This window comes from Enterobacter sp. 940_PEND, from assembly GCF_001059415.1.
Classification (GTDB): Bacteria; Pseudomonadota; Gammaproteobacteria; order Enterobacterales; family Enterobacteriaceae; genus Enterobacter; species Enterobacter cloacae_M.
In genome coordinates this window covers 1-8,352 of record NZ_JUMS01000081.1, presented here as the reverse complement: position 1 = coordinate 8,352, position 8,352 = coordinate 1, and the positions used below count along the sequence as shown (strand labels likewise).

At 60.6% G+C, this 8,352-nt stretch carries 8 protein-coding genes and 3 pseudogenes; 2 read left to right on the top strand and 9 right to left on the bottom strand.

What is annotated here, in order from left to right; translation table 11 throughout:
- Positions 1–110 precede the first annotated feature (110 nt).
- From ADJ24_RS25075 to ADJ24_RS25070, 9 genes and pseudogenes are all read right to left on the bottom strand, one after another.
- Positions 111–1,297, bottom strand: a pseudogene (locus ADJ24_RS25075) (IS3 family transposase); the annotation flags it as partial.
- 155 nt (positions 1,298–1,452) lie between these two features.
- Positions 1,453–2,415, bottom strand: coding sequence for a zinc metalloprotease HtpX (locus tag ADJ24_RS11605; protein ID WP_004152113.1), 963 nt, complete (start codon positions 2,413–2,415; stop codon positions 1,453–1,455).
- Positions 2,402–2,890 carry a phosphate-starvation-inducible PsiE family protein gene (locus ADJ24_RS11600; protein WP_004152114.1) on the bottom strand — a complete coding sequence of 163 codons (489 nt, stop codon included), beginning with the start codon at positions 2,888–2,890 and terminating at the stop codon, positions 2,402–2,404. The genes ADJ24_RS11605 and ADJ24_RS11600 overlap by 14 nt, the downstream gene beginning before the upstream one ends.
- Before the next feature lie 114 nt (positions 2,891–3,004).
- Positions 3,005–3,151 (bottom strand): annotated as a pseudogene (locus tag ADJ24_RS25535) (diguanylate cyclase); the annotation flags it as partial.
- Between the two features lie 237 nt (positions 3,152–3,388).
- Entirely contained in the window at positions 3,389–3,586 is a 198-nt protein-coding gene (locus tag ADJ24_RS11595; RefSeq protein WP_004152115.1) for a hypothetical protein, read from the bottom strand.
- A complete protein-coding gene (clpK, locus tag ADJ24_RS11590; protein ID WP_004152116.1) occupies positions 3,586–6,381 on the bottom strand; it encodes a heat shock survival AAA family ATPase ClpK in 2,796 nt (931 codons plus the stop codon). The genes ADJ24_RS11595 and clpK overlap by 1 nt, the downstream gene beginning before the upstream one ends.
- Positions 6,382–6,486: 105 nt before the next feature.
- Positions 6,487–7,056, bottom strand: coding sequence for a small heat shock protein sHSP20 (gene hsp20, locus ADJ24_RS11585; RefSeq protein WP_004152117.1), 570 nt, complete (start codon positions 7,054–7,056; stop codon positions 6,487–6,489).
- 34 nt (positions 7,057–7,090) lie between these two features.
- The gene (locus ADJ24_RS11580; protein ID WP_004152118.1) at positions 7,091–7,372 is read right to left on the bottom strand and encodes a helix-turn-helix domain-containing protein; all 282 of its coding nucleotides are present in this window, start codon (positions 7,370–7,372) and stop codon (positions 7,091–7,093) included.
- 243 nt (positions 7,373–7,615) lie between these two features.
- A complete protein-coding gene (locus ADJ24_RS25070) occupies positions 7,616–7,879 on the bottom strand; it encodes a hypothetical protein (protein ID WP_015386469.1) in 264 nt (87 codons plus the stop codon).
- 14 nt (positions 7,880–7,893) lie between these two features.
- Here ADJ24_RS25070 and ADJ24_RS25065 point away from each other — a divergent pair, with 14 nt between their 5' ends.
- Entirely contained in the window at positions 7,894–8,157 is a 264-nt protein-coding gene (locus ADJ24_RS25065) for a transposase (RefSeq protein ID WP_004118209.1), read from the top strand.
- A pseudogene (locus ADJ24_RS25060) lies at positions 8,114–8,218 on the top strand (transposase domain-containing protein); the annotation flags it as partial. The gene ADJ24_RS25065 and the pseudogene ADJ24_RS25060, both read left to right, overlap by 44 nt.
- Positions 8,219–8,352 lie beyond the last annotated feature (134 nt).

The following is an 8,352-nucleotide window of genomic DNA, read 5'->3' as shown; positions in this document are numbered from 1 at the left end:
AGGACATTTGAACTTTGCCCCACCCCGGACATCTCTACTTAGCTTTGACATGTATTGTCAGCACAAAGCGTTATTGTCGTCTCAGGGGCTGCGGATGTTTTCCTGGACTGTTATGTTGTGATCCCAAGATGCTGCCGGTACTTCACAGGACTCATTGCACCTAATGATAGCTTGATACGTTTCTCGTTATACCAGCGTATGTACCTGTCCAGGAAGCAGATAAATTTTTCCAGCGTGATACCCGCCCAGTCTCTGCCATAGAACATTTCGTTTTTGATACGCCCGAAGAAGCCTTCACACGCAGCATTATCCGACGAGCATCCTTTGCGCGACATGGACCTTATAAGTCCGGAGGTGTTGATACGCTCGAGCCAGCCCGGCCACCGGTAATGGCCACCACGATCGCTGTGTATCACTGGTTTATCATGTTCGTTGAGCGTATCGAGTGCGTCATCGAGCATCGTATTCACCAGCGTCGCGTCCGGGCGTGTTCCTATCGACCAGCTTACAACCAGGCCATCAAAGCAGTCGATAACCGGCGACAGATAGACTTTTCCAGCCGGAAGCTGGAACTCCGTAATATCGGTCAGCCACTTCTCATTTGGCCTGCAGGAACTAAAATCCCAAGCGAGTAAATTTTCCGGTGCCGGGCCGATTTCGCCACAGTAAGAGTTGTATCGTCGTCGCCTGGTGCGCTTAACAACGAGCTGCTCTTCTGCCATCAGTCTGCGGACAACCTTTTCAGAAATAACCCTGTTGTTACCGCGAAGCATCGCGTGAAGGCGCCGATAGCCGTAACAGCGGTAATTCTCCTCAAAGATATCGGCCATGATCACGCGTATTACCGCATACTTATCGTACAGACGTTTTGGTAAAAATAACAGCTGCGGGCAAGTTGCAGAACGCTTAGCAACTCAGCAACGGGGTACTTTTTCTTAAGGGCATCAACTATCAGGGTTTTCTCCCTGTTTTTCAGTTTCAGAAAGCTGACGCCCAGATCTTTTTTTATCAGTTCATTCGCCTTTGTCAGTATGTCACGTTCGAGCTGCAGCTGATGAATCTGCTTCCTGAGACGCTGGATTTCACCGAGTAAAGCATCCTGATTTTTATCCTGAGGGGCTGACTTTCGTTTGCGCATGGATTGATAAGCCTCGTCACTGATAAGGTCTTTCTTCCATTTGTACAGGACCGGGACGCTGACGCCTATGCTTTGTGCAACTTTACGCGCGGTTCCACGTCGGTTACAGAGCTCCCGGACGGCCTGAGACCTCTCTTCCGGGCTGAAGCATTTGTTTCGTGGGGACTGAACCAGGCTTCGATGGCGGGCAGGAACTGCCACAGCAGCATGAGTGCGGCGATGCAGCCAGTGATGACGAGCCAGCGCCGGATGAATCGATCCGGCGCCGGGCGGCTGTAGGGGTCGGGTAGGTCACGTCATTCTCCATGTTGAAATCAGCGCCAAAGGCCGCCAGTGCGCCAGCGTGGCGGACGTGGTGATACGGTCACTTCGGGGTCGAAACGGGCCGATGGAAACGGCGGCATCGCGGGCGGCGGAGCAAGTTCCAGCAAGCGCTCAATGCGTTCAGCCGTCGCTGGATGCGTGCGCAACCAGGAGGGTTCCGGATTGCCCCATCCGGGCAGCAGCCAGGCGCGCCAGGAGCGGCTCACCCGCTCGATCTTGGCGAGCGCTGAGGCCAGCCCGTGCGGGTCGCCGGTCAATTCGGCAGCGAGCCGGTCGGCGTCGAATTCGCGCACCCTGGACAAGCCCAACTGAGCCAGCAAGGCCAGCTGTGGCGCGACCGCAAGTAGAAGCAACGCGGGCCAATTGACTTCCGTGACTCCAAGCAATAGCGTTGGCAAGCTGAGCACGATCGCAAGCTGCCCCAACAAGGCCAGAAGATGGGTGAGCCGGCTGATGGAATCGGCCAAGCCCATGACACGCAAATCCTCGTTCGCAATATGCGCGATTTCGTGGCCGAGCACGCCGGTCAACTCGCGGGGCGTGAGGCTACGCAGCAGGCCGTCGGTCAGCGCGATGGCCGCGTGATGCTTCGAACCGGTGGCGAAGGCGTTGACGACCCCGCTGGGCACGTAGTGCGGTACCGGCACGGTAGGCAGCCCGGCCCGCGCCGCCAGTTCGCGCAACACAGCCCAAAGATCGGGCGCTTCATCCGGGTGCAGGGGGCGTGCGCCATACAGCCGCAAGGTCAGCCCGGAGGCGGCCGCCGGTTCAAGCAGCAGGGTGAACCCCGCAGCCGCAAGCGCCAGCCAAAGCCCGCCGTCACCCAACAGCAGGCTGCCAGCGACGGCGGCAATTCCGAGCAGGGTCAGCACCAACAGCACGGTTTGCAGGCGATTGTGCCAGCGATGCCGCGCGCCGACATTCTGCGCGTGGCGCAGATCACGACTGATCATCTGAGCTTTCCCCGGCTGTCCGGTCATCGCGCTCGCGCAGCAGCCAGTAAGTCGCCCCGAGGGCCAGTGTCGCGCCTGCAAGCGCCGCGACCTTGGCGGGGCCGGTCTCCGGGTCGAGGATTACGAATTTACGCGCCAGGGCGATCAGCCCGATCAGGATCACCGTCTTGACCTGGATGATGCTGTCGCGCCGCAAGGCCACCCTCACGATGGAATGCTTGAACTCCATGGCAATGAGCAGCGTCATGATCATGCCGAACACGGTCTGGAAGACCTTGTGATCGAGCGGATTGAATGCATCAATGATCAGCAGGCTGAAGACGATCGAGATCAGCTGCAGCAGCGAGACCACGATGATAACGGCAATGATTGCGGACAGCGCGAGCGCGATCACCTGTTCAAAGCGCTCGTAGAACGTCATCACTGCCCATTGGGCGCGAAATGTTTTGATCGGGTCTGCTTGCTTTTCCTTCATCGCCACTCCTCTCAATTCTGAAATACTTGTGCGCCCACAACTTGGTTGCACCCTCGTCTTTTTTGCCTGGTAGAGCGCGCTGTCCGCCTGCAGCATCACCTGCTCGACAGAGTGCAAACGGGGGTCAAGGAGAGCCACCCCCATGCTGGCGCTATAGCTGATCGACACCTCTCCACACACCACCGCTGTCGCCGCAGTGTCCTGACGAAATCGCTCCGCCCATACTTGGGCGCCTTCTATCGATACCGCTTCCAACAACACAGCGAATTCCTCCCCCCAATCCGGGCAGCCATGTCGGTTGCGCGAACATGTTCCCTCAACCGTGAAGCAAAGGGGTCGGTGATCACCATACGCAGCAACTGCTGCTCTATTTCCTTGCGAGAAGAGATGTCGAACAGAGTACCGACTATCAGTTGCCTGCCCGCGTCACCCAGCCATGGGCCTTGTTCCTCGAAAGTCGAGTTGCCAGAGGATCAGGTGAACAGATGGGCCGCGCCGTCACGCGAACGGATGGCCAGCGAGCGGGAGGGCAGTGCCGCCGCTGATGAGCAGTCCCCACGGCGTGGCCGACTGCTCATCACGCTTGTAGACGCCCGCGTGACCTGCGGCCACGACCGCCACCGCGATCGAGGCCAGGGAGGCTGCCCATGCCAGTGCCAGGCCGATGGGGTCGGACACGGCAGCCTCGCCCGCCATCAAGATGCGTCGCTCGCCTTCGCGGCATCCGGCTGCTCCGGCTCGGCCGGGGTCTGCGGTGGCTCTTTGCGTTCGAACACCACGCGTTCGGCCTTGTCGTCCCAGCGTGCGCTGGCGTGATCGCCCTTGCCGATACCGCCGCCGAGCATCTCGCGCGCCAGCGCAGTTTCCAGCTCGCTGCGGATCAGGCGCTTGAGTTCACGCGCACCGAACTCGGGCTTGTAGCCTTCTTCCGCGAAATGGTCGATCAGCGTCTGATCGAAAGTGAGCGTCACGCCCTGGCTGGCGGCGCTGCGCGCCACGCGATCGAGCTGCAGGCCGACGATGTGGCGGATCTCCTCCTTGCCCAGCGCATGGAAGACGATGATCTCGTCGATGCGGTTGAGGAACTCGGGCCGGAAATGGCCGCGCAGCACGTCCATGACTCCGGCCTTGGTCTTTTCGTACTCCTCGCCGGCCGCCCCGCGCGCCTTCAGCCGTCGCTGGATGATGTCCGAACCCAGGTTGGACGTGGCGATGATGATGGTGTTGGTGAAATCCACCACCCGGCCCTTGCCGTCGGTGAGGCGACCGTCGTCGAACACTTGCAGCAGGATGTTGTATACGTCAGGGTGTGCCTTCTCGATCTCGTCGAGCAGCAGCACGCTGTAGGGCTTGCGCCGCACCTTCTCGGTGAGCTGACCGCCTTCGTCGTAACCGACATAGCCCGGAGGCGCGCCCACCAATCGCGCCACGGTATGGCGTTCGCCATATTCCGACATGTCGATGCGCAACAGGGCGTGCTCATCGCCGTAGATCGATTCGGCCAATGCCTTGGCGAGCTCGGTCTTGCCCACCCCGGTCGGGCCCAGAAACAGGAAGGTAGCCACCGGTTTGCTGCCTTCACGCAGGCCGGCGCGGGACAGCCGCACGGCATCGGCCACGGCACGGACCGCCTCGTCTTGTCCCACCAGGCGCTCGTGCAGCCGTTGTTCCAAGTGCAGCAGCTTTTCGCGCTCTTCCACCGTCAACTCGTTGACCGGGATGCCGGTCAGGCGCGAGACGATCTGCGCCACGTGTTCCGCCTTGACCTCGGCACTGCCGGAGGCCCGCTCCCGCTCCCAGTCCTCGACGAGCTTCTTGAGCTCGGCCTCCTTGGCTTCGATGCGCTTCCCGAGCTCGGCGGCCTGGTCGTACTGCTTGCGCGCGGCCACGTAATCCTGTTCACGCCGCAGCTGGTGCAGTTCGGACTCCAGCTCCTGCACGGCCACCGGCCGGGCCGTGGCCGACAGCTTCACGCGCGCGGCCGCCTGGTCGAGCAAGTCGATCGCCTTGTCCGGCAGGAAGCGCGCCGTGATGTAGCGGTCGGACAACTCGGCCGCCGCGATGATCGCGTCCTCGGAGATGCTGACCTTGTGGTGCGCCTCGAAGGTGTCGCGCAGGCCGCGCAGAATCATGATGGCCTGGGCCACCGTCGGCTCGGGTACCGTCACCGGCTGGAAGCGCCGCTCCAGTGCGGCATCCTTCTCGATGTATTTCTGGTACTCGTTCAGCGTCGTGGCGCCGATCAGGTTGAGTTCACCGCGCGCCATCATCGGTTTGAACACGTTGGCCACGTCCAGCCCGCCTTCGCCACCGCCCTGGCCGGCACCGACGATGGTGTGCACCTCGTCGATGAACAAAATCAGCTCGCCCTGGTGCTCGGTCACCTCCTTCAGCACCTTCTGCACGCGCTCCTCGAACTCGCCGCGATATTTGGCGCCGGCCACCATGGCGTTGATGTTGAGTTCCACCAGGCGCTTGTCGCGCAAGGTCTCGGGCACTTCACCCGCCACCATGCGCTGCGCCAGCCCTTCGACGATGGCGGTCTTGCCCACACCCGGCTCGCCGATCAGCACCGGGTTGTTCTTCTTGCGCCGGGCCAGCACCTCGATGGTGGTTTCGATCTCCTGCGCGCGGCCGATCACCGGGTCGAGCTTGCCGTCGCGCGCCATCTTGGTCAGGTCGCGCGAGTACTTGTCGAGTTCTGGCGTGTTGGTCGGCGTCTCAGCGCGGCCATCCTCGGCGCCCTTGCCGACCACCTTGCTGACCTGTTGGCGCAGCGCCTGCGGCGTCAGGCCGTAGCGGCGCAGCAGGTTGGCGGCCAGCCCTTCGCCTTCCTCAGCCAGACCGATCAGGAAATGCTCTGGACCGACATAAGAATGGCCGAGTTCATTGGAGGCCACGAAGGCGCGGCTGAGCGCATCCTTCACGCGCGGCGACACGCCGATCTCGCCCTCGAAGGGCTTGTCCCCGCGCTTGGCCTCAGACTCGATCTGCCGCTTGAGGTCATCGACCTTGATCTTGAACTGACCCAGGATGGTCTTGACCACGTCGCTGTCGGCCAGCGCCAGCAGCAGATGTTCGGTATCCACCTCGGAGCGGCCAAATTCGGCAGCGTGTTTGGCGGCCTCCTGCAGCAAGGCTTCCGACTGTTCGCTGATGCGGCTGGCCAGCCCACTGCCGCGACGGCGCGGCGCACCCGAACCTGCGGCGGCGGGCTCGCCAAACGAGGCATCGACCACGTCATCGGTATCGGCGGCAACTGGCGTCGCGTCGTCGCCGATGCGGAAGAAGTCACTGCCGAGGAAGTCCTCGAACAGGCCGCTGCGCGAGCCGAACAAGGCTTCCAGCGGCGAAACGGTGCGCTTTTGCTGGCGCACTAATTGCCGGTAATGGTCGTCGCACAACAGCATGGTGCTGTGACGACCGTTGAGATTGGCTTCCACCCGCACGGTGGCGGGTTGGCCGCAGACCTGGCATTGTTTTCTGGCCATGCTGATGCTCCTGAGAAGGTTGACAAGGTTGAGGCGACGAGGCATCGCGAACCGCGACTCCTCGTCTCGTGCCGGGTTTTTCTTGTGACGAACGAGCCGGCGACGTCAGCCGTTGATCGGGATCGAGCGTCCCTGCTTCGGCGCGCTGACCTCGCGCTTGTCGATCGTGACCGTGAGCACCCCGTTCTTGAACGATGCTTTGATCGAATCCTGGTTGGCGTCGTCAGGCAGGTTCAAGGCACGCTGAAAGCTGCCGTAGGAGCGCTCCACACGGTGGAAGCCACCTTCCTTCTTCTCCTGTTCCTGGCGCTTCTCGCCACGCACCATCAGCACGTCGTTGTCGAGAGTGATCTGGATGTCCTTCTCCTCGACACCGGGCACTTCCAGGGCAATCTTGTACTGCTTGTCGGTTTCCTGGATGTCCAGGGCCGGCTTCAGCATGCCCGACCAATCGGATGGCCACTGCGGCATGTTCAACGCCGGAAAACCGAAGCCCCGGAATGCGTCATCGAACAGCCGGTCGATTTCCCGATGCAGTTGCAGGATCGGGCTGACTGGCCCGCTCGCCGCTGGCAGGTCATTGCGCTGCACCGGCAGGGAAGAGACGGTCTGCTGCTCTTGCTGCTCGTTCTTGAACCAGTTCCAGGGAGCCAACTTCTTGAAATCGATGTCCATGTCATACCTCCAGAAAAATTGGAAAACGAGTTACTCAAGCCCTTTGCCTGCTGTGACGGGCAGTGCGCCCAGGCGACACGGGCTGCTCGGATGACTTCTGCTGTTCACGCTTGCGCATCACCTCCTTCTTTGCTGCGGCTCGGGTCTGATCATTGATCCACTGATCGATTTCACTTTGAGGAAACCGCCACGTCCCGCCCACCTTGAAAGCCGGAATTTCCCCGTGCGCGGCGAGCCGATAAAGCGTCCGCTTGCCGACTTTCAAGTACGCAGCCAATTCATCGAGCGTGAAAATCACCTGTAGGTGCGCTTTCATCCCTGTAGGTGCGCTTTCATCTCACCCTCTCCAATCGCGTCGCTTTGCGGTTCCGGCCAAGGAAATCCTTGTAATACTTTGTAAGATATTACGCTTACCATGACAGCCTTCAAGAGTCAATGTACAGCGTTCTCCCGCCCCATTGATGCAGGTCAACTGCTCAGGCAAGGCGCAGCGGGGCGGTCTGATCAGGCAATGGACAGCGCCTGGCTCGTCAGCCTGCGTGTACCACAGGCGCCTCGATCAAACACCGATCCTCACGTTGTAGCCGAGTGCCCGCAGCCCCTTGCTCGTCTGCATGTTCCTTGACGGAAACTCGTCTGGGCGCGCCCAGACGACGATTTCCCCGAGGCTGCTCAGGCTAACGTGCGGAATTGCCCAGTCGTCGCTGCGGATCGCGTTCCAGAGTCGGGCCGAAACACTTCCGTTGCCCCAGACAACGTAGTTCAACAGTATCCGTCCGGCCAACACACCTTCCCGACACCGCCGCCGAAGGCCATGGCCCATCAAGCGGATTTTCCATGCGCCCTCAGCGCCGTACCTACAGCAAATCTTTCAAGGCTCAGGTCATTCAGGAGTGTTCTGAACCCGGTGCCTCCATCGCAAACATCGCCTTGGGCTACAGCCTCAATGCCAACCTCGATCACAAATGGATTCGGCTGCCTACCCAGAAAACCACGGCTATCCAGCCAGCGTTCATCCCGTTGCCTTCTCAAATGCTCGGCGTGGGTTCGCATACTCAAGCGCGCTGCTGCGATCATGAGTTTGATCCAGTCGGCCCGTAATAATGGGCACGATCCGTATGCCTATCTCAAGGATGTGCTGACACGGTTGCCGTCCCTGTAACAGCCTGAAGTTGACCTGGGTAATCAAATACCGGTGTAGTGATTAGGAAACAGGGCTCGGATAACATCATGGCGCAGGTCACCCTGATCTTGACCCTCCATCTCCGAACAGCTTTTGTATCTTAAGTTAACGAT

Coding starts and splice junctions, on each gene's coding strand:
- ADJ24_RS25070 (WP_015386469.1), bottom strand. CDS start 7,879: ATGGGCCATGGCCTTCGGCGGCGGTGTCGGGAAGGTGTGTTGGCCGGA.
- ADJ24_RS11580 (WP_004152118.1), bottom strand. CDS start 7,372: ATGAAAGCGCACCTACAGGTGATTTTCACGCTCGATGAATTGGCTGCG.
- hsp20 (WP_004152117.1), bottom strand. CDS start 7,056: ATGGACATCGATTTCAAGAAGTTGGCTCCCTGGAACTGGTTCAAGAAC.
- ADJ24_RS11605 (WP_004152113.1), bottom strand. CDS start 2,415: ATGATCAGTCGTGATCTGCGCCACGCGCAGAATGTCGGCGCGCGGCAT.
- ADJ24_RS25065 (WP_004118209.1), top strand. CDS start 7,894: ATGCGCCCTCAGCGCCGTACCTACAGCAAATCTTTCAAGGCTCAGGTC.
- ADJ24_RS11600 (WP_004152114.1), bottom strand. CDS start 2,890: ATGAAGGAAAAGCAAGCAGACCCGATCAAAACATTTCGCGCCCAATGG.
- ADJ24_RS11595 (WP_004152115.1), bottom strand. CDS start 3,586: ATGGCGGGCGAGGCTGCCGTGTCCGACCCCATCGGCCTGGCACTGGCA.
- clpK (WP_004152116.1), bottom strand. CDS start 6,381: ATGGCCAGAAAACAATGCCAGGTCTGCGGCCAACCCGCCACCGTGCGG.